The 18,443-nt window shown below is 65.1% G+C and carries 19 protein-coding genes; 3 read left to right on the top strand and 16 right to left on the bottom strand.

What is annotated here, in order from left to right:
• The first annotated feature begins 35 nt into the window (after positions 1 to 35).
• Positions 36 to 923 (top strand): LysR substrate-binding domain-containing protein, encoded by an 888-nt coding sequence (locus tag AXW67_RS32695; protein ID WP_063681245.1) that lies wholly within the window; start codon positions 36 to 38, stop codon positions 921 to 923.
• A gap of 12 nt (positions 924 to 935) precedes the next feature.
• On the opposite strand, the gene AXW67_RS32690 is transcribed toward AXW67_RS32695, so the two are convergent.
• From AXW67_RS32690 to AXW67_RS32620, 15 genes are all read right to left on the bottom strand, one after another.
• Complete coding sequence (locus AXW67_RS32690; protein WP_063681244.1) at positions 936 to 1,871, bottom strand: carbohydrate kinase family protein; 936 nt, start codon at positions 1,869 to 1,871, stop codon at positions 936 to 938.
• A 5-nt stretch (positions 1,872 to 1,876) separates the two neighbouring features.
• Positions 1,877 to 3,529: an FGGY-family carbohydrate kinase gene (locus tag AXW67_RS32685; protein WP_063681243.1), complete on the bottom strand. Its 1,653-nt coding sequence runs from the start codon at positions 3,527 to 3,529 to the stop codon at positions 1,877 to 1,879.
• A gap of 38 nt (positions 3,530 to 3,567) precedes the next feature.
• Complete coding sequence (locus AXW67_RS32680) at positions 3,568 to 4,341, bottom strand: SDR family NAD(P)-dependent oxidoreductase (protein WP_063681242.1); 774 nt, start codon at positions 4,339 to 4,341, stop codon at positions 3,568 to 3,570.
• Between the two features lie 34 nt (positions 4,342 to 4,375).
• Positions 4,376 to 5,383, bottom strand: a complete 1,008-nt coding sequence (locus tag AXW67_RS32675; protein ID WP_063681241.1) for an ABC transporter ATP-binding protein — start codon at positions 5,381 to 5,383, stop codon at positions 4,376 to 4,378.
• A 15-nt stretch (positions 5,384 to 5,398) separates the two neighbouring features.
• Positions 5,399 to 6,229: a carbohydrate ABC transporter permease gene (locus tag AXW67_RS32670; RefSeq protein ID WP_027554838.1), complete on the bottom strand. Its 831-nt coding sequence runs from the start codon at positions 6,227 to 6,229 to the stop codon at positions 5,399 to 5,401.
• A 3-nt stretch (positions 6,230 to 6,232) separates the two neighbouring features.
• On the bottom strand, positions 6,233 to 7,105 hold the full coding sequence (locus tag AXW67_RS32665; protein ID WP_063681240.1) for a carbohydrate ABC transporter permease: 873 nt from the start codon (positions 7,103 to 7,105) through the stop codon (positions 6,233 to 6,235).
• Between the two features lie 96 nt (positions 7,106 to 7,201).
• Positions 7,202 to 8,515 (bottom strand): ABC transporter substrate-binding protein, encoded by a 1,314-nt coding sequence (locus tag AXW67_RS32660; RefSeq protein ID WP_145928024.1) that lies wholly within the window; start codon positions 8,513 to 8,515, stop codon positions 7,202 to 7,204.
• A gap of 320 nt (positions 8,516 to 8,835) precedes the next feature.
• Complete coding sequence (locus AXW67_RS32655; protein ID WP_027554835.1) at positions 8,836 to 9,786, bottom strand: sugar-binding transcriptional regulator; 951 nt, start codon at positions 9,784 to 9,786, stop codon at positions 8,836 to 8,838.
• A gap of 8 nt (positions 9,787 to 9,794) precedes the next feature.
• Complete coding sequence (locus tag AXW67_RS32650; protein WP_063681238.1) at positions 9,795 to 10,460, bottom strand: HAD family hydrolase; 666 nt, start codon at positions 10,458 to 10,460, stop codon at positions 9,795 to 9,797.
• A gap of 75 nt (positions 10,461 to 10,535) precedes the next feature.
• On the bottom strand, positions 10,536 to 12,449 hold the full coding sequence (locus AXW67_RS32645; protein ID WP_063681237.1) for a nitric oxide reductase activation protein NorD: 1,914 nt from the start codon (positions 12,447 to 12,449) through the stop codon (positions 10,536 to 10,538).
• A gap of 8 nt (positions 12,450 to 12,457) precedes the next feature.
• Positions 12,458 to 13,270, bottom strand: a complete 813-nt coding sequence (locus tag AXW67_RS32640; protein WP_063681236.1) for a CbbQ/NirQ/NorQ/GpvN family protein — start codon at positions 13,268 to 13,270, stop codon at positions 12,458 to 12,460.
• Between the two features lie 60 nt (positions 13,271 to 13,330).
• Positions 13,331 to 14,677: a cbb3-type cytochrome c oxidase subunit I gene (locus tag AXW67_RS32635; RefSeq protein ID WP_063681234.1), complete on the bottom strand. Its 1,347-nt coding sequence runs from the start codon at positions 14,675 to 14,677 to the stop codon at positions 13,331 to 13,333.
• A 37-nt stretch (positions 14,678 to 14,714) separates the two neighbouring features.
• The gene (locus AXW67_RS32630; protein ID WP_063681233.1) at positions 14,715 to 15,167 is read right to left on the bottom strand and encodes a c-type cytochrome; all 453 of its coding nucleotides are present in this window, start codon (positions 15,165 to 15,167) and stop codon (positions 14,715 to 14,717) included.
• 111 nt (positions 15,168 to 15,278) lie between these two features.
• Positions 15,279 to 15,539, bottom strand: a complete 261-nt coding sequence (locus AXW67_RS32625) for a cytochrome C oxidase subunit IV family protein (protein WP_082908123.1) — start codon at positions 15,537 to 15,539, stop codon at positions 15,279 to 15,281.
• A complete protein-coding gene (locus tag AXW67_RS32620) occupies positions 15,539 to 16,114 on the bottom strand; it encodes a cytochrome c oxidase subunit 3 family protein (RefSeq protein ID WP_063681232.1) in 576 nt (191 codons plus the stop codon). Before AXW67_RS32620 ends, AXW67_RS32625 begins: the two co-directional genes overlap by 1 nt.
• Before the next feature lie 177 nt (positions 16,115 to 16,291).
• Here AXW67_RS32620 and AXW67_RS43370 point away from each other — a divergent pair, with 177 nt between their 5' ends.
• Positions 16,292 to 16,447 carry a hypothetical protein gene (locus AXW67_RS43370; protein WP_198024794.1) on the top strand — a complete coding sequence of 52 codons (156 nt, stop codon included), beginning with the start codon at positions 16,292 to 16,294 and terminating at the stop codon, positions 16,445 to 16,447.
• A gap of 107 nt (positions 16,448 to 16,554) precedes the next feature.
• Positions 16,555 to 16,980, top strand: a complete 426-nt coding sequence (locus AXW67_RS32615) for a cupin domain-containing protein (protein ID WP_063681230.1) — start codon at positions 16,555 to 16,557, stop codon at positions 16,978 to 16,980.
• A 27-nt stretch (positions 16,981 to 17,007) separates the two neighbouring features.
• On the opposite strand, the gene AXW67_RS32610 is transcribed toward AXW67_RS32615, so the two are convergent.
• Positions 17,008 to 18,270, bottom strand: a complete 1,263-nt coding sequence (locus tag AXW67_RS32610; RefSeq protein WP_245315796.1) for a sensor histidine kinase — start codon at positions 18,268 to 18,270, stop codon at positions 17,008 to 17,010.
• Between the last annotated feature and the right edge of the window lie 173 nt (positions 18,271 to 18,443).

Raw genomic sequence — 18,443 nt, 5'->3', positions numbered from 1 at the left:
TTTTGGTGGTCAACCCATACGTTTTCGGTATGCCCATGGATCTTCGCCGGCTTCGCTACTTCGTTGCCGTGGCCGAGGCGCGCAGCGTCGGCAAGGCCGCCGAGCGGCTGCGGATGGCGCAGCCGCCGCTCTCGGTCCAGATCCGCAAGCTCGAAGCCGAGGTGGGCGCCCCCTTGTTCCGTCGCGGCACGCGCGGGATGGATCTGACCGAGGCCGGCCAGGCACTGCTCGCGCGCGCCGGCGAGGCGCTCGCGCTTGCGGCCGACGGCGTCGAAGCCGCGCGCGTGGTTGCCGCCGGACGGCGCGGACGGCTCTCCGTCGGCTACATGTTCGTGCTGGCCAATGCGGTGCTGCCGCGCCTGATACCCGAGCTGCGGCGGTCCATTCCCGGCGTCGAGCTCGATTTCGCCGAGCTCAGCGCATCGACGCGCGAGGCGAGGCTGCTCGACCGCAGCGTCACCGTCGCGCTGTGCATGCCGGCGATCCATCATCCCGAGATCCAGGTGGCGAGGGTCGGCACGCAGCCCTTCGTGCTGGCGATGCCGATCCGCTCGCCGCTCGCGCGCCTTGCCGCCGTGCCGATGGCGAAACTGCAGGGACGTCCGCTGATCGCGCTGCCGCGACCGGACGAGGACCCCGCCTCCTCCGCCGTTGCAGCCCTGCTGCGGCGGCATCAGGTGGTGATGCCGATCGTCAGCCGGGTCGAGACGGTGCATGCGGCCATGAGTCTGGTGCTTGCCGGTGAAGGCCTCGCGATCCTGCCCGCTTGCGCCAAGCTCGGCGCGCCGCCCGGCGTCGTGTTCCGGCCCTTGCGTGGCGCGACAGATTCGATCGAGATCGCGGTGTGCTGGCGGCGGGATTCGCGCAGCCCTCTCATCAGCAGCTTTCTCAAATGCGCGGAGAAAGTGGTCGCGCGGCTGTGAGGCCGCGTGGGGCTACCAGCTCCACGTCGCCTCGCGGCTCCACGGCGGATCGGCGCCGGGGCGGGTGCAGGTGAGACCGGCGCAATTGGCGGCGAAGGAGAGCGCGCGGCGCAGTTCGTCGGCGCCGATGTCCCTCAGCTTCTCCCGCGCGAGCCGCCCCTGCTTGTACAGGGCAAAGAGCAGTGCCGCCTGAAAGCTGTCGCCTGCACCTATGGTGTCGACAACCTCGACCTTCGGCGCGGCGACTTCGATCTGCCCAGCTTTCGTGTGCCACGCCATGGCGCCATTGTTGCCCCGGGTGATGACGACGAGGCTGGTGCCCTGCCCCAGCAGCACACTTGCCCGCTGCTGATGGGGCTCATCTCCGAACAGATAATTGAAATCGACGTCGGACATCTTGATGAGGTCCGCGCTCGCCGCGAACTCCGCCATGCGTACGAGATAGGCCGGCTTGTCCTTCACCAGATTGGGCCGGCAGTTCGGATCAAAAGAGATCGTTGACGTCGCCCGCGCGTCCGCGATCAGCGCCCTCGTCTCGGCCGCGCCCTTGTCGTTGACCAGCGTGGTCGATCCGACATGGACGGCCATGACCGTCTCGAACGGAACCATCCCGCGCCGGTACGTCCAATTCCCTGTCGCGGTCTCGGCGTCATAGAAGGCATAATGCGACTCGCCCGCGACGATGCGCACGAAGGCAAGCGTGGTCTGGTGATCGCTGCGCGTCGCAAGACCAAGCTCGACATTCGAGGCCGTCGCGTGACCGGCGATCATCTGCCCGAACATATCGGTCGAGATGCCGCCGACGAAGCCGGTCGGCGCGCCCAGCCGCGCGATACCGATCGCGACGTTGAGGCAGGAGCCGCCGACGACCGGCATCACCGCCTCGCGCCCTTCGGCGTTGCGCGTGGGCACGAAATCGATCAGCGCATCGCCGCAAGCAATCAGCATCCGTTTCAAGCTCCGGCCATTCCGACGCCGCGCATCGCGGCGCGGCTACTGCGGTCGACCTCGCGCAGCAGCTTGTAGACGTCCCGCTTGCGGCTGTGAAACGCGGCCATTTCAGGCGCGGTCGGCTCGCTGAGACGTCCCAGCGCCGACATTTTTGCCATGGTCTCGCCGATCGAAGCATAGGCGCCGCCGGCCACCGCCCCGAGCATCGCGGCGCCCAGCAGCACGGGCTCCTTGGTCTGCGGCAGCGCGACGGTGAGGCCTGTCGTATCGGCCATGATCTGGCGCACCAAAGGGCTGCGGCTCGCACCGCCGCCCATGATCATGATGCTGGAATGCACGCCGTGCGCGGCAAAGGCCTCGATCACCTCGGCAAGCCCATAAGCGAGCCCGCAGAGACCGGCGACGAACAGCCGTTCCATCGAACCAATATCGGTGTCGAGGTCGAGGCCTGCGATCACCGCGCGCGTATCGGGGTCGGCATAAGGCGAGCGGTTGCCGATGAATTCCGGAAGAATATGGACGTCGCGCGCGAGCAGAGCGGCACGGCTGGCATCGCCGGCGCGCGCGATGATGCGGCGTTCGAGGAATTCGATGATGTCGATGCCGTCCTTGCGCGCCGCCGCGCTCGCCTCGGCGTGGGTGGGATGCGACTTGAGCAGATGGTCGATCGCGGCGCCCGCGGCCGACTGCCCGCCCTCGTTGAGCCAGAAGTCCGGCACCATGCCGGAATAATAAGGCCCCCATACGCCGGGCACGAAGCAGGGGTCCTTGGTCGTCGCCATGATGCAGGCCGACGTTCCCATGATGTAGGCGAGCCGATTGCAGACATCCGTCGCCCCGCCCGATCCGTCGCGGCCGCCGATCGCGCCGATACCACCGGCATGCGCATCGATCAGCGACGCGCCGACCGGCGTGCCGGGTGACAGGCCGAGGTCGCTAGCCGCCGCGCGGGTCAGACCCGCGCCGAGCCGCGTGCCGGGCGCGACGATCTCGGTGCCGATCCGGGCGTACTTCTCCCCGACGAAGTCCGAGAGGCCAATGCGCTGGAAGAACGGCGCGCTCCAGCCGCCGCCATCATGCGCGAGATAATTCCACTTGCAGGTGACCGTGCAGGTCGAGCGCTGCAGCGAGCCAGTCGCGCGCCAGGTCAGATAGTCTGCCAGATCGAAGAAATGGCCGGCAGCGTCGAAACTCGCGCGCAGGTGCCGCTTCAGCCACAACAGCTTCGGCATTTCCATCTCGGGCGAGATCGAGCCGCCGACATAGCGCAGCACCGCATCCTCGGTCTCGTTGATGAGCCGCGCCTCGGTCGTGGCACGATGGTCCATCCAGACGATGACGTTGCGCTGCGGCTCGCCGGAGGCGCTGACGGTGACCGGCTCGCCCTGCCGATCGAGCACCACCAGCGAACAGGTGGCGTCGAAGCCGATGCCGCCGATGCTGTCCGGCGCAATGCCGGCTTCCGCCATCGCCGCCCGCACGGATTTCGCACAGGCCTCCCAGATATCGGACGAGGACTGTTCGACGATGTCGCCGGCCTCATGCCAGATCCGGATCGGATGCCGCGCGGTCGCGAGCAGAGTTCCGGCTGCGTCAAAGACTCCTGCCCGCGTGCTCGTGGTCCCCACGTCGACGCCAATATACGCCTGCGGCATTGTTACTCCCGGTCGCTCTCGTCAGTTTTGACGCAAGCCTACCAGCAAGTATAGCCGCCATCCACCAGCACGATGCTGCCGGTCATCAGGCTCGCGGCCTCGGACGAGAGGAACAAGACGACAGAGGCGATCTCCTCCACCTGGCCCATCCGCGCCATCGGGGTTCCGCCGATCCAGGCGTCGTACATTTTGGGATTGCTCTTCACGAAGGCGTTGAGCGGCGTCTCGATATAGGTCGGCGCCACCGCATTGACGCGGATTCCGCGCGCGCCCCATTCGGCGGCCAGCGATTTGGTCAGATGATGCACCCCGGCCTTGGAGGCATTGTAGAAGCACTGCTCTTGCGGCTTGTTGACGATGAAGCCCGACATCGACCCGACATTGACGATGGCGCCGCTCTTGGCCTTCAGCATGTGCTTGCCGAACTCGCGGCAGCACCAGAAGGTGCCGTTGAGGTTCACGTCGATGACGTTGAGCCAGTGCTCGTCGGTCACGGTCTCGGCCGGCGTCTCGCTGCGGGCGATGCCGGCATTGTTGACGAGGATGTCGACCTTGCCGTGGCGCGCGACGAGGTCATTGGCAACCTCCGCCACACGCCTGGTGTCGGTCACGTCCATGATCGCGGTCTCGGTGTCGTAGCCCTTGGCCTTCAGGCTGGCTTTCGCGCTGTCGGCGACCTTGCTGTCGCGATCGCCGATGATGACGTTGGCGCCGGCTTCCGCCAGCGCCTCGGCGCAGGCGAGGCCAATGCCCTGCCCGCCGCCGGTGATGAACGCGGTCTTGCCGCTCAGCTTGAATTTTTCCAGGTACATGTTGCTTTTCCCGTTTCTTGTCTGCCCCAGTTGGTCAGGACCGGATCGCGTTGCCGCCATTGTCGAAGCGGTGGATGCGCGCGGGATCCGGCACCAGCGATACGCGATCACCGGCGCTCAAGCTGAGCTCGCCGATGTAGCGCGCGGTCAGCATGCCGAGCGGACCGGCATCGACATAAAGGAAGGTGTCGCTGCCGAGATGCTCGGCGACCGCGATCGTGCCCGGCCAGCCGCCGGCGCCGTCGCGCTCGATCTTCAGGTGCTCTGGCCGCACGCCGATCGTTGCCGCCCCCTTCTGCAAAGCGGGGTCGCCGGTGACGAAATTCATCTTCGGCGAGCCGATGAAGCCGGCGACGAAGAGATTGGCGGGCTTTTCATAGAGCTCGAGCGGCGAGCCATATTGCTCGATCTTGCCGCCGTTGAGCACGACGATCTTGTCGGCCATGGTCATGGCCTCGACCTGGTCGTGGGTGACGTAGATCGCGGTGGTGCCGAGCTGCTTCTGGAGCCGTGTGACCTCGATCCGCATCTGCACGCGCAGCGCCGCGTCCAGGTTCGACAACGGCTCGTCGAACAAGAACGCTTTGGGCTCGCGCACGATGGCGCGGCCGATCGCGACGCGCTGGCGCTGGCCGCCGGACAGCTCGCGCGGCTTGCGGTCGAGATAGGGCGTCAGATTCAGCGTCGCGGCGGCCGCCTCGACCTTGCGGTTGATCTCGTCCCTGGCGAGGCCCGCCATCTTCAAACCGAAGCCGATATTGCCGCGCACGCTCATATGCGGATACAGCGCGTAGGACTGGAACACCATGGACAGCCCGCGCTTGGCAGGCGGCGTATCGACGACGTTCTTGCCGTCGATCAGGATGCTGCCGCCGCTGACGTCCTCGAGCCCGGCGATCAGCCGCAGCAGCGTGGTCTTGCCGCAGCCCGACGGTCCCACGAACACCACGAAGGAGCCGTCCGCGATGTCGAGATCGGCGCCCTTGATGATGTGCACGGGCCCGAAGGATTTCTGCACGCCCTGAAGTGTAATCCGACCCATGATCCGGCAGCCCTTCTACTTCACAGCGCCAAAGGTGAGCCCGCGGACGAGCTGCTTCTGGCTGAACCAACCGAGGACGAGAATGGGCGCGATCGCCAGCGTCGAGGCCGCCGACAATTTCGCCCAGAACAGCCCTTCCGGACTCGAATAGGAGGCGATGAACACGGTGAGCGGCGCGGCATTCGAGGTCGACAGGTTCAAGGTCCAGAACGCCTCGTTCCAGGCGAGGATCAGGTTGAGCAGGAGCGTCGAGGCGAGGCCCGGGATCGCCATCGGCGTCAGCACATAGACGAGTTCGCGGCCGACGGTGGCGCCGTCCATGCGCGCGGCTTCCAGGATGTCGCGCGGGATCTCCTTGAAATAGGTGAAGAGCATCCAGATCACGATCGGCAGATTGCCGAGGCACAGGATGAAGACGAGGCCGATGCGGGAATCGAGCAGGCCGACGGTCTTGAAGATCAGGTAGATCGGCACCAGCACGCCGACCGGCGGCATCATCTTGGTCGAGAGCATCCAGAGCAGGATGTCCTTGGTGCGCTTGGTCGGCGAAAACGCCATCGACCAGGCGGCAGGGATCGCGATCAGCAGCGCGATCAGCGTTGAGCCGCCGGCAATGATGATCGAGTTCAGCGCGTGGTGGAAATAGTCGCTGCGCTCCTGCACGGTCGCATAGTTTTCCGTGGTCCAGTGGAAGAACAGGAAGGACGGCGGAACCGCAAAGGCCTCGAGCTCCGTCTTGAAGCTCGCCAGCACCATCCACAGGATCGGGAAGAAGATCAGGAAGCCGCACAGCCATGCGGCGATCGTCGATACCGCCACCCGCCGTGTCGTTGCCATCCGTGCCATGGCTTAGGCCTCCAGGTTCCGGCCGACGATACGGACGAGGAAGAAGGCGACGATGTTGGCGATCACCACCGCGACGAGGCCGCCGGCGGAGGCGCTGCCGACGTCGAACTGGATCAGCGCCTGCGAGTAGATCAGGAATGCGATGTTGGTGGTCTGCAGACCCGGGCCGCCGCCGGTGGTGACGAAGATCTCCGCGAACACGGTGAGCAGGAAGATGGTCTCGATCAGGATCACCACCGTGATGGGACGCGCCAGATGCGGCAGCGTGATGTAGATGAAGGTGGAGACCGCGCTGGCGCCGTCCATCTCGGCGGCCTCCTTCTGCTCCTCGTCCAGCGATTGCAGCGCCGTCAGCAGGATCAGCGTTGCGAACGGCAGCCATTGCCATGCGACGATCAGGATCACCGAGAACAGCGGCACATCGTTGAACCAGTCGATCGGCGTCAGGCCGACCAGAGAGGCGAGCCAGGCGAACAGCCCGGACACCGGATGCATCAGCAGGTTCTTCCAGACCAGCGCGCTCACCGTCGGCATCACGAAGAACGGTGCGATCACCATCAGCCGCACGATGTTGCGGCCGATCACGGGCTGATCGAGCAGCAGCGCCAGGGGGATACCGAGCAGGATCGTCAGCGCCAGCACCGAGCCGACCAGCACCAGCGTGTTCTGGAGCGAGGCGAGAAAGGCAGGGTCGGTGAGGAAGTAGCGAAAATTGTCCAGCCCGACGAACTCTTCGGAGCCGGGATCGAGCAGGCTGTAACGCAGCGTCGAGAAATAGATCGTCAGCGCGAGCGGGACGATCATCCAGATGAACAAGAGCCCGACCGCCGGCGTCAGGAGCGAGCGCGCAAGAAACTGCGTCTGCCGGGTTGCCATCAACGCTTCTCCTCGGGCGGGAAGAAGGCGGCCATCCATCCGGGGCTGGAGGTGATGGATGGCCGCTAGTTTGAGCTCAGGAGGGAGAGCTCGGGTTCACTTGATGTAGCCGGCGCGCTTCATCTCGCGCTCGGTCGAGGATTGCGCAGCGGAGAGCGCCGCATCGACGGTCGTCGATCCGGCAAGGGCGGCCGAGAATTGCTGGCCCACTTGCGTACCGATGCCCTGGAATTCGGGGATCGCGGCGTATTGTACCCCGACATAGGGCACGGGCTTCACGGTCGGCTTGTTCGGATCGGCAGCATCGATCGAGGCCAGCGTCAGCTTGGCGAACGGCGCGACCTTCACGTACTCGGGATTCTGGTAGAGCGAGGTCCGCGTGCCCGGCGGCACGTTGGCCCAGCCATCCTTCGACGCCACGAGCTTGGTATAGTCCTTGCTGGTGGCCCAGGCGATGAACTTCTCGGCGGCTTCGGTCTTCTTGGAGCCGGCGGGGATCGCAAGGTTCCAGGCCCACAGCCAGTTGGCGTTCTTGCCGAGCCCGGTGTTGGGCGCCAGCGCGAAGCCGACCTTGTCGGCGACCTTGGAATCCTTCGGATTGGTGACGAAGGACGCCGCGACCGTGGCGTCGATCCACATCGCGCACTTGCCGGCGTTGAACAGCGCCAGATTCTCGTTGAAGCCGTTCGAGCTCGCGCCGGGAGGGCCGGCCTGCTTCATCAGGTCGACATAGGTCGCCAGCGTCTTCTTCCATTCCGGCGTGTTGAACTGCGGCTCCCACTTCTCGTCGAACCAGCGTGCACCGTAGGAATTGGCCATGGCCGAGAGGAAGGCCATGTTCTCGCCCCAGCCGGCCTTGCCGCGCAGGCAGATGCCGTAGATGCCGGCGCTCTTGTCGGTGAGCTTCTTGGCCGCGTCGATGACGAAATCCCAGGTCGGGCTTTCGGGCATCTTGAGGCCAGCCTTCTCGAACAGGTCGGTGCGATACATCACCATCGAGCTCTCGCCGTAGAACGGCGCGGCAAAGAGCTTGCCGTCGACGGAGACCGCATCCCGGATCTTCGGCAGGAGGTCGGCGACGTCGTAATCGGCGCCGAGATTGGCCAGCGGCACCAGCCATCCCTTCTTGGCCCAGATCGGCACCTCATAGGTGCCGATGGTCAGCACGTCGAACTGGCCGCCCTTGGTTGCGATGTCGGTGGTGACGCGCTGGCGCAGCACGTTCTCCTCCAGCGTCACCCATTTGACTGATATGTCGGGGTTCTTCGCGGTGAAGTCGCTGGTCAGCCCCTGCATGCGGATCATGTCGCCGTTGTTCACCGTGGCGATCGTCAGGGTGGTTTCGGCCATCGCGGGGACGGCCAGCAACAGGCAAGACGCGCCGCAGACGGCGCCGAGGACGTTTTTCACGATGACCTCCCTAGCTCGCGTTTTGAGCATATGCCCACGCGTTGGGCGTATGTTCAGCCCAAGGCGGGAGCTTGTCAAGCAGGCGCACGAGCGATCCCGCAACTTATGAGTGCTGCGGTGCGGGAGGGATAGGAGTTGTTTCAAACAGGCGGCGGCTTGCCCGACCTCTCCCGCTTGCGGGAGAGGTCGCATCGCATCGAAAGATGCGATGCGGGTGAGGGCTTTCTCCTCTCGGGGAGTCTTGCCAGTGGAGAGACTCTCTCCCCACCCCTCTCCCGCAAGCGGGAGAGGAAGCCGAATCCCGCTGAGGCTAGAGCGGCCTAGCGCTCCAGGATCGCCCGTGCCGTCGCTTCGTCGGTGATCAGGCCGTTGATCAGGCGTCCGTTCAGCGCGGCCGCGATCGCGGGAACTTTTGCCGTGCCGACCGCGGCGCCGATCGTCGAGGTTTTGGCCGGCACGTCGGGAGGAATGCTGGTCAGGCGCTTGTTGGTGCCGGCCTTCAGCAGGCGACCCTTGGCGTCATACGCCCAGCCGGTGATTTCGCCGATGGCGCCGAGCCGCATCATCTCGAACAATTCGTCGCGGGTGACGAAGCCGTCGACATGGACCTGCGCCTTCTGGTCCATCTGGCCGATGCCGACGAGACGCATGTCGGCCTTGGCTGCGATCGCCTTGACCTTCGCGATCGGCTCGATGCGGACCATCTTGTTGCGCTCGTCCTCCGACGACATCAGGAACGGCAGCGGCATCGGATAGTGCCGCGCGCCGGTGCGATCGGCGAGCCGGCCGACGGTGTCGTAGAAGCTCGCTGAGCCATCCGCCGAGATGTTGCCGACCAGCGAGACGATCTGGTGATTGGGCCGGTCGATCGGCGTGACGCGCTCGACCGCGGCGCGCACCGCGCGCCCGGTGCCGAGCGCGACGATGACTGGCGTTTCCGAGCGCAGCGTTGCGTCCAGCAAATTGGCGCAGCGTTCAGCGATTCCTGCCGTTGCCTGCGGCGCCGCGGGATCGGCCGGCACCACCTCGCAATGGGCGAGGTCGAACCGCTCCTTCAATCGCGCCGCCAACTCCATGCAGGCGGCAATGGGATGCTCGAGACGGAAGGTGATGAGCCGTTCCGCGAGGCACAGCGAGACGAGGCGCTGAGCCGACGCACGCGAGACCTGGAGCATTTTTGCGATCTCGTCCTGCGTATGGCCGGCGATGAAATAGAGCCAGCCCGCGCGCGCGGCGTCATCGAGCCTGGATTTTTCATTCTCGGCGGCCATGGCGGGCGTCAGACGTCCTTCCAGAAATCGGTCATGTGCGCGAAGACCCGATCAGCCCCGGCAGCGGACAATATAGCCCGGCCATCACGGCCGCGATAATGGCTGCCGCCGACAAATCCCCAGACGGTCATGCCGGCGGCCTTCGCCGCCTGCACGCCGCTAACGCTGTCCTCGATCACCAGCGTGCGCGCCGGATCGGTTTTCATTCTCGCCGCCGCGTGAAGGAAGAGGTCGGGCGCCGGTTTGCCGTGCTTCACCATCTGCGCGGTATAGAGGCGGTCGTCGAAATGCGGCCGGAGGCCGGTGACATCGAGCGAGAGCGAGACGCGGTCGATGTCGCTCGACGACGCCACGCAAAACGGCGCCGTCAGTTCGGACACCACGGCCCTCACCCCCGGGATCGGCGCGAGCGAAGCGGTAAACGTCTTCAGGACACGCGACTTCAGCCGCGGCCAAAATCCTTCCGGAATGATCTGCCCGAGATCACCGTAGTGCTGCGCGACCGCCTTCGTGCTGCGTCCAAGAAACAGCTCGAGCGCCTGCTCCTCGCTGAGTGCGATGCCGAATTCGGCCAGCACGTCGGACAGACATCGGCAACTCAAGAGCTCGCTGTCGACGAGCACGCCGTCGCAGTCGAAGATGATCAGATCGGGCTTCGGCCGGCCGTTTTCCATCCGGCCATTCGATCATATACCCAAACGATGGGCAATAGCTCACCGGGGGCACGTCGTCGCGGGCTTATCCGCGCCTTAATGCGCCACCTGGCGGTAAATCGCCGGCAGCGCGGAGGGCAAGCGGCGGATGTTACCGACGATCGCATAGCCGCCGCGCCCGAACAGCGTCGGAAAATAGCACTGCGCCGTCGCATCGATCGTCACGCCGAACACGGCGATGCCGAGCCGCCGCGTCTCCTGCACGGATTTGCGGGTGTCCTCGATGGCAAAGCGTCCCTCGTAATGATCGACATCGTTGGGCTTGCCGTCGGTCAGAACCAGGAGCAGCTTCTTGCGCTGGGGCTGCCGCGCGAGCTCGGCCGAGGCGTGACGCACCGCCGCGCCGATCCTCGTGTAATAGCCGGGCTTCAGCGCGCCGATCCGGCGCTCCACCGTCCCGCTCATCGGCTCGCCGAAGGCCTTGATGGTCTCTAACCGCACCCAGGACCGACGGCGCGAGGTGAAGGTCAGAATGCTGTGGTGATCGCCACAGGCAGAGAGCCCATGGGCGAGCACCAGCAGCGCCTCCTTCTCGACATCCAGCACGCGGTGATTATCGACCCACGCATCGGTCGAGAGCGAGACGTCGACCAGCAGGGTGACGGCGAGATCGTGGCCCTGGGGCCGCATCGCCAGATGAACGCGATCGAGCCCGCCGCTGCCGGCCCGCAGATCGCAGCGTGCGCGCACCAGCGCGTCGAGATCGAGCTCGTGTCCGTCCGCCTGCGCCCGCATCAGCTCGTGACGCGGTCGCAACACCTCGAACCTCCGCCGCACCTGGCGGATGTGACGGCGCATGCTCTCATCCGGCAGCCAGCTCTCGCCGGTCTCGGACGCATCGCCCGCGAGCACGCGGCAATGATCCGGCAGATAGGTTCCGCTGCGATAATCCCATTCCGGATAGGTCAGGCCCGCCGCGAGCCGCGAAGCATCAATGGCCTCCGGCGGCAGGTCGAGATCGAATTTGAGCCTGGTTGCGGGCTTGCCGCTCCGGCGTCCGAGTGTGATCTCGTCGAGATCGTCGGCCGCCTTCTGCGCGTCCTCATCTTCACTGTCGTCGGCGGGACGGTCGACATTGACCATCTCGGCCATCGCTAGAATCTTCTCGAAGCGGTTGAGCACGAAAGGATCGCGGCGGTTGGCACCATCGTCGCCCTCGCGGACCGCGAAGCGTTTGCGGTCATCCGACGGCGCGGCCGCCGCGCTATCGCCAGCCTCGTCGTCGCACATCCCCGCCGGCGCGAGGTCGCGCGTCCAGCAATCGCCCCACAGCGGACATGGCAGGATGGCGCGATATCCCGGCGGCGCCCTCTCCGGCAGTGACCCCGTCCCCATCATGGCCGGCCATAGCTTGCCTGCCGGCGGCGCATCAGCGCCAAGCAGGGCGAGCACGATCTGCTCCATCTCCTGTTCGATGCGCGGCAATGGTCGGCGCGGCCGGGCCATGGCCGTTGCTGCGGCGAGCCGTGCGTAATCGTCGAACAGGCCCGGGCACTCCGTCAGCACAAGGACCGCAATCTCGCTGGCCCGCCGCAACATCAGGAGATCGCGCCGCAACGGATCGACTTCCTCGATCGCTTCGGCCGGAGCGAATGCGAACCACGCGGCGAGCCATCGGTACAGCGCAGCGTTCAGCGCGCGATCGGCGAAGATCGCGATCCGGTCCGGCAGGAAGATGGACACGGCATCGCGCCCCGGCTGCTCGATGCGTTCGTCGCCGAGCCCGATGCGCTGGCGCCATCCGAGCCGATGCCCCGCGCGGCGGGCACTGGCGCTGGCGATCTGGACGCCGCCCTCGCCGCCGAGCGCGCGGAACATCACCGCGATCCGTGGGCGGACGTCCGCAAGCGTTACCGCATGCTCGGCATGGACCGGGTAGCTCGCGGTGCCGCCGACCAGGCGATGCCAGGCGCGACCGACGGTTTCTTCAAGCTCGAGGAAATCGAGCATCGTCCACCTCAGGAGATCACGGCGCGCGCAACGTCGAGCAGCGCCGCCTTGACGTCGGCATCGTCGGTCAGCGGCTCGATCATGCCCGCCAGCACAGCATCGGCAATCGAGACGCCGGCCGCGATCAGCGTCGCGCAATAGACGACGAGCCGTGTCGAGACGCCCTCCTCCAGGTCATGCCCCTTCAGTGCCCGCAGACGACCGGCAAGCACGACCAGCGGCCGCACGCGCTCCGCTGCGAGCCCGCTCTCGGCCGCCACCACCGCGACCTCCTGCTCCGGCGGCAGGAAGCCGAACTCGATGGCGACGAAGCGCTGCCGCGTCGACGGCTTCAGCGCCTTGAGCAGCGTCTGGTAGCCGGGATTGTAGGAGACCACGAGCATGAAGCCCGCGGGCGCCGCGAGCTCCTCGCCGGTGCGCTCCAGCGGCAGGATGCGGCGGTCGTCGGTGAGCGGATGCAGGACGACGGTCACGTCCTTGCGCGCCTCCACCACCTCGTCGAGATAGCAGATGCCGCCCTCCCGCACCGCGCGCGTCAAGGGACCATCGGTCCACACGGTATCACCGCCCCTCAGCAGATAGCGGCCGGTGAGATCGGCGGCGGTGAGATCGTCGTGGCAGGCGACGGTGTGGAGCGGCAAGCCCAGCCGCGCCGCCATGTGCGCGACGAAGCGCGTCTTGCCGCACCCGGTCGGCCCCTTCAAAAGAACCGGCAGGCGATGCCGCCACGCATGCTCGAACAGCGCGCATTCGTTGCCGCTTGCGACATAGGCCGGAAGCTCGGGTGCTGGCGCCATCACGGCGTGAAGTGCAGATTTCATGATCAGTCTCCGGAATTCCTGAGAAGACGGCCGCACTTTCCTTGCGCGGCCGCCTCGCGCCTATTCGGCGGGTTGCAGCGCGGCGGGGATGACCGCCTGCTTCTCGCGGCCGGGCACCAGCACCGCCCAGACGAACATCAGAGCGGCGATCGCGACGAACACGCCGGAGCCGAGGCGGACCCAGTAGAACATCGCGAGCTGGTCCTGCACGTCCATGTAGCTCTGGCCGAGCACGCGCTGGAGATGGACCTGGATCACGCCGGCGAAGGTCAGCGCAAAAGTCATGGTCATCATGGCCGTGCACATGATCCAGAAGCTCGTCATGCTGAGCCACTGGTTATAGGGCGCACGTCCCTTGAGCTGCGGGATCGCATAGGCCATCACCGCGAGATTCAGCATCACATACGCACCGAAGAAAGCGAGATGTCCGTGCGCGGCCGTCACCTGCGTGCCGTGGGTGTAGTAGTTCACGGATGACAGCGTGTGCAGGAAGCCCCAGACGCCGGCCCCGAGGAACGCCATCACCGAACAGCCGACCGACCACAGCAGAGCCGCGCGGTTCGGATGCTTGCGTCCCGCCTTCCAGGTCATCTGCACGGTGAAGATCACCATGGTGAAGAACGGTGCGACCTCAAGCGTGGAGAACAGCGAGCCGATCCACTGCCAGTAGCCGGGGGCGCCGATCCAGTAGAAGTGATGGCCGGTGCCGAGAATGCCGGAGAACAGCGCGAGCCCGATGATGACGTAGAGCCACTTCTCGACCACCTCGCGGTCGATGCCGTTGAGCTTGATCATCAGGAAGGCGAGCACGGACGCCATGATCAGCTCCCAGACGCCTTCGACCCAGAGGTGAACGACGTACCACCAGTACATCTTGTCGACGGCGAGATTGGCCGGGTTGTAGAAGGCGAACAGGAAGAAGATCGCGACGCCCCACAGGCCGAACAGCAGAATATTCGTGACCGTGGTCTTGCGTCCCTTGAGCGCCGTCATCGTCACGTTGAACAGGAACATCAGGCAGACGACGACGATGCCGACCTTGATGATGAAGGGCTGCTCGAGGAACTCGCGGCCCTCGTGGTAGTGGAAGAGATAGCCGACCACGGCGATACCGGCTGCGCCAAAGAACATCCAGAACTGGATCTTTGCCAGCAACGGGCTGAACAGCTCGTTCTCGGTTTCCTCCGGCAGCAGGTAGTAGGTCGCGCCCATGAAGCCGATCAGGGACCACACGATCAGCGCATTGGTGTGGATCATCCTGACGATGTTGAACGGCAGGAGGACCGACAGGGTGTTGGGCAGGACGTAGATGGTCCCGGCGAGGAGGCCGAAGGCGACCTGGGCGAGGAACAACGTCAGCGCGCCGTAGAAATACAGCATCGCGACTTTCTGGGTCTGATATTTCATCGAAGTGCTCTCTGTCTTGAGATCTGGTCGCGGGTGCTCAGCCGGCCTTGTTCGGCGGCCAGTTCTGGCGCTTGATCGTGCTCGTCCACTGCAGGAAGTCGGCGAGATCATTGAGCTCCTGGTCGGTGAGATTGAACTGCGGCATCTGCCGCCGGCCCGGCGCACCGGACGGCTGCGCCTGCATCCAGGCCTTCAGCGTCTCACGCGCGCCGTCGGGATCCTCCTTGCCGCCCCAGCGATCCCAGACATTGCCGACTTCGGGCGCGAAATAGGCGCCCTCGCCGAGCAGGGTATGGCAGTTGATGCAGGAGTTCCTCTCCCAGACATGCTTGCCGCGCGCGACCGACGCCGTCAGCGTCGGCGCGTCGGTCGAGCTCGTGACCATGTAGTAGTGGCTGTGCGCGGTCAGCCCTATGAAGATGGCGAAGAAAAAGGCCGATCCGCCGTAGAAGACGTTTCGTGCCGCCGACTTGGTCAGGCGTTCAGCCATTGCCAATCCTTTCCGATTTGAGTCCGAGAGAACGATGATGGTTTTTATTGCCGGTCGGCACGGCCGGTTCTTTGTCTGGGCGCAATGAGTGCGACGATGGCGCGCTCGTCGTCAGATCAAGGCGACGGCGGCGGAGCCGAGCCATGCCAACAGAACGAGGATGACGATCCACGCAGTCACGAGGCCGCGCCACAGCGCCGGCGCAGCGCGCAGATCGAGATAATCGAGCACGATCCGCCGCCCCTTCATAGCTGCGAGCGCAAGCAGCAGAGCGTTGGCGAGCAGCGGACGCGGCACGAGCGATGGCACCAAAATGGTCGCGAGCGCGAGGCCGATCAGCACGATCCACGTCATGTCGAGACGGTCGGGCATCATCGCACCAGATAGAGAAGCGGGAACATGACGATCCAGATCAGATCGACCATGTGCCAGAACGCGGATCCGGTTTCGACGCCGACCACCTCCGCGCGGCGGCAGACCACGGCAAGGATGACGATGCCGAGGCAGACATGCAGGAGGTGAAAGCCGGTCAGGAGAAAGTACAGCGTGAAGAACGTGCTGGTTTCCAGGCCAATGCCGCTGCCGATCTCTCCGCCATATTCCACGAGCTTGATCGCCACGAAGAGCCCGCCGAGCGCCATCGCCCCCACGAGCCAGCCGCGCGAAACCCGCTTCTTGCCTAGGCGTGCGGCAGCCGTGCCGTGCGCGGCCGCCCAGCCGCTTGTCACCAGGACGACCGTATTGAGTCCGGCAAGGCGAGAATCAAGGGCCGCCTGCCCTGCCGCGAACACCGCAGGATGGATCAGCCGAGCGACCACGAAGGCGCCGAGGAACAAACCGAAGGCGGCAAGCTCGCTGAAGATCAGCACCCAGATCATGGGATCGCCGGGGAGATCTTCCAAGATGCCCCAGCCGGCTTCCTGTTGTTCGCAATCAGCTGTCGACATCTGCTCTCCGGATCAGGACACCGGTCAGCCTTAGCCCACACGTCCCAATCCGGATTTGATCCCCGACAAACAAGGCAGCCGAGATGAAGTTGTTTGCCCCGGCGCAACGTCCGATCGGCGGCACGGCCGTAGGAACAGTCTCAGCCTCGAAGTTCCAGGGAACGGCGGACGACGATCATGAGCGAAGCACAATTCGGGCTGGTGACCGCCACCCCCATCATCATCCTGTTCGCGGTGGCGCTCAGGAGAATGGGCGTGCTGTCGACCGTGGCAACCGTATCCGCGGTCGGCCTGTCCGTCGCAATCGCGGTGGTGCTCTTCACGACGCAATGATCGCAGGATGAGCTAGGCGTCCGCTGCCGCCCCCTATGAGAGAGCCCTTTGGCTTATGGCCGCAGCGCGCTAGTATTGGTGATCGCCCTCTACCCCACGAGTTCGCCATGCCTGAGATCATCAATCTTGGCGCCGTGCAGCTGACCTTTCTGCAGACGAAGTACGACACCGCCGGCAGCCTCGATCTGTTCGAGATGACGCTCCAGCCGAACGCCCGCATGCCGATCCCGCATTATCACGACCGCTGGGACGAGACGATCTACGGACTGAGCGGGATCTCGACCTGGCGGATCGATGGAAACGACATCGACGTGGCCCCGGGCGAAACCGTGTTTATCAAGCGCGGCGCGGTGCACGGCTTCACCAACCGTTCGCCCCGCCCGGCGACCTGCCTGTGCATCCTCAGCCCGGGCGTGCTTGGCCCACGATACTTCAAGGAAATGGCGGCTCTGCTCTTGTCCGGTACGCCCGACCCGGCAAAGCTGAAGGAAACGATGCTCCGCTACGGGCTGGTTCCCGTGCTGCAATCCTGAAGATAAGCGCTCAAGCCCAGGACGCCATCAATCGTCGATGTCACCCGCGCGTCGATCGGGGGCCACTCTCGGCAAGATGAGTTGAAACGAGGTGCCCGCGCCGGGCTGGCTCTCGAGACGGAGCTGTCCGCCCAATCGATCCACGACGATGCTGTGGACGATATGCAGCCCGAGGCCGCTCGCCCCGTCATGCCGGCGCGTCGTGAAGAACGGATCGAAGGCTCGCCGCTCCACGTCCGGAGCCATGCCACAGCCGTCGTCAGCGAACAGGAGCTCGACATGTTCGCGGTCAGCCGCGCGCAACGAGACATTGATGCTCCCGGTACGGCCGCCGGAAAAGGCATGCGTCATCGAATTGACGGCGAGATTGGTCAGGACCTGACCGAAGGGCCCGGGGTAACTGTCCATGGCAAGATCAGACTCGCAGCGGAAGCTGAGCGCGATGTCGTGCGTTCGCAGCTGCCGCTCGAATTGAGAGAGAACCTGGCCCGTCAGCTCGCCAGCGTCAAAGTGCCGTCGATAGGATTCGGTTTGGTCGGCCGCCACCTGCTTGAAGGATTGAACGCGCTCGGCCGCCCGGCCGAGATTGGTAACCAGCTGCGCAGAAGCATCGCTGACCAGCTCCAGAAACCCGGTCAGGGTTGAACGCTTGAGACTGCCCCGCGCAACTTCTGCCGCGAACTGCTCGGCCTTGCGCTGGAGCGTCGAGGCAACCGTCAGGCTGCTGCCGAGCGGCGTGTTGATCTCGTGGGCGACACCCGCAACCATCCGCCCGAGCGCAGCAAGCTTTTCCGCCTCGATCAAGGAATCCTGGATGTCGCGCAAATGGCGAAGAGCCCTCTCGGCTGCATCCTTGGCGCTGCGGATCTCCCGCTCGGCGCGCTTGCGTTCGGTAATCTCCTCGGCCGCGACGTTGACCGCAACGACTTCACCATTGGGCATTCGCAGCGGATGCCAATAGGTGACCCAGGAGCGCTCCTCGACCTGATCGGCCCGCTGCCCCGCGACCTCGATGCCGATGACCGGGTCGCCGGTCTCCATGATCGAGCGCACGATCTCTTCGACGGAATCCGCCAGGGCCGGCACGCAGTCCCTGACGGAGTGCCCGAGATGCCCCTCGACGGATATGCCGCAGATTTCGGTGAGACGCTGGTTGATCAGGAGATATCGGCAGTCCGGCGACAGACAGGCAAGCCCGATCGGGGCGGTATCGTAGATCAGTTGCAACGCCGGCAATGTCGAGACCAGCAACACCTCCGAAGCCGGCGATGATCTCAGTGTACTCGTCACTCAAGTTCCCCGCGATCCCTTGCGTCAGCCGCATGAAATTAGCACGGACTTGCCTGTTGGTTGATCTAGATCAATGGTACACGCCGGCGTGGTTCCGTCTCGTTCCGAGACGCTCTGCGTGTTCGAAGGCGAAAATGTGTCCACCGGTTGGCCGGCGAAAGATGGTGGGCACG

Source organism: Bradyrhizobium neotropicale (assembly GCF_001641695.1).
Taxonomy (GTDB): domain Bacteria; phylum Pseudomonadota; class Alphaproteobacteria; order Rhizobiales; family Xanthobacteraceae; genus Bradyrhizobium; species Bradyrhizobium neotropicale.
Note: the sequence above shows the minus strand (reverse complement) of the source record. Positions and strands in the feature narration are given on the sequence as shown.

What these genes read in the sequence shown, in the direction of transcription:
- AXW67_RS32645 (WP_063681237.1), bottom strand. Translation starts at nt 12,449, where the DNA reads ATGCTCGATTTCCTCGAGCTTGAAGAAACCGTCGGTCGCGCCTGGCAT.
- AXW67_RS32615 (WP_063681230.1), top strand. Translation starts at nt 16,555, where the DNA reads ATGCCTGAGATCATCAATCTTGGCGCCGTGCAGCTGACCTTTCTGCAG.
- AXW67_RS32650 (WP_063681238.1), bottom strand. Translation starts at nt 10,460, where the DNA reads ATGGAAAACGGCCGGCCGAAGCCCGATCTGATCATCTTCGACTGCGAC.
- AXW67_RS32685 (WP_063681243.1), bottom strand. Translation starts at nt 3,529, where the DNA reads ATGCCGCAGGCGTATATTGGCGTCGACGTGGGGACCACGAGCACGCGG.
- AXW67_RS32680 (WP_063681242.1), bottom strand. Translation starts at nt 4,341, where the DNA reads ATGTACCTGGAAAAATTCAAGCTGAGCGGCAAGACCGCGTTCATCACC.
- AXW67_RS32635 (WP_063681234.1), bottom strand. Translation starts at nt 14,677, where the DNA reads ATGAAATATCAGACCCAGAAAGTCGCGATGCTGTATTTCTACGGCGCG.
- AXW67_RS43370 (WP_198024794.1), top strand. Translation starts at nt 16,292, where the DNA reads ATGAGCGAAGCACAATTCGGGCTGGTGACCGCCACCCCCATCATCATC.
- AXW67_RS32675 (WP_063681241.1), bottom strand. Translation starts at nt 5,383, where the DNA reads ATGGGTCGGATTACACTTCAGGGCGTGCAGAAATCCTTCGGGCCCGTG.
- AXW67_RS32665 (WP_063681240.1), bottom strand. Translation starts at nt 7,105, where the DNA reads ATGGCAACCCGGCAGACGCAGTTTCTTGCGCGCTCGCTCCTGACGCCG.
- AXW67_RS32670 (WP_027554838.1), bottom strand. Translation starts at nt 6,229, where the DNA reads ATGGCACGGATGGCAACGACACGGCGGGTGGCGGTATCGACGATCGCC.
- AXW67_RS32640 (WP_063681236.1), bottom strand. Translation starts at nt 13,270, where the DNA reads ATGAAATCTGCACTTCACGCCGTGATGGCGCCAGCACCCGAGCTTCCG.
- AXW67_RS32630 (WP_063681233.1), bottom strand. Translation starts at nt 15,167, where the DNA reads ATGGCTGAACGCCTGACCAAGTCGGCGGCACGAAACGTCTTCTACGGC.
- AXW67_RS32655 (WP_027554835.1), bottom strand. Translation starts at nt 9,786, where the DNA reads ATGGCCGCCGAGAATGAAAAATCCAGGCTCGATGACGCCGCGCGCGCG.
- AXW67_RS32620 (WP_063681232.1), bottom strand. Translation starts at nt 16,114, where the DNA reads ATGTCGACAGCTGATTGCGAACAACAGGAAGCCGGCTGGGGCATCTTG.
- AXW67_RS32690 (WP_063681244.1), bottom strand. Translation starts at nt 1,871, where the DNA reads ATGCTGATTGCTTGCGGCGATGCGCTGATCGATTTCGTGCCCACGCGC.
- AXW67_RS32695 (WP_063681245.1), top strand. Translation starts at nt 36, where the DNA reads ATGGATCTTCGCCGGCTTCGCTACTTCGTTGCCGTGGCCGAGGCGCGC.
- AXW67_RS32625 (WP_082908123.1), bottom strand. Translation starts at nt 15,539, where the DNA reads ATGCCCGACCGTCTCGACATGACGTGGATCGTGCTGATCGGCCTCGCG.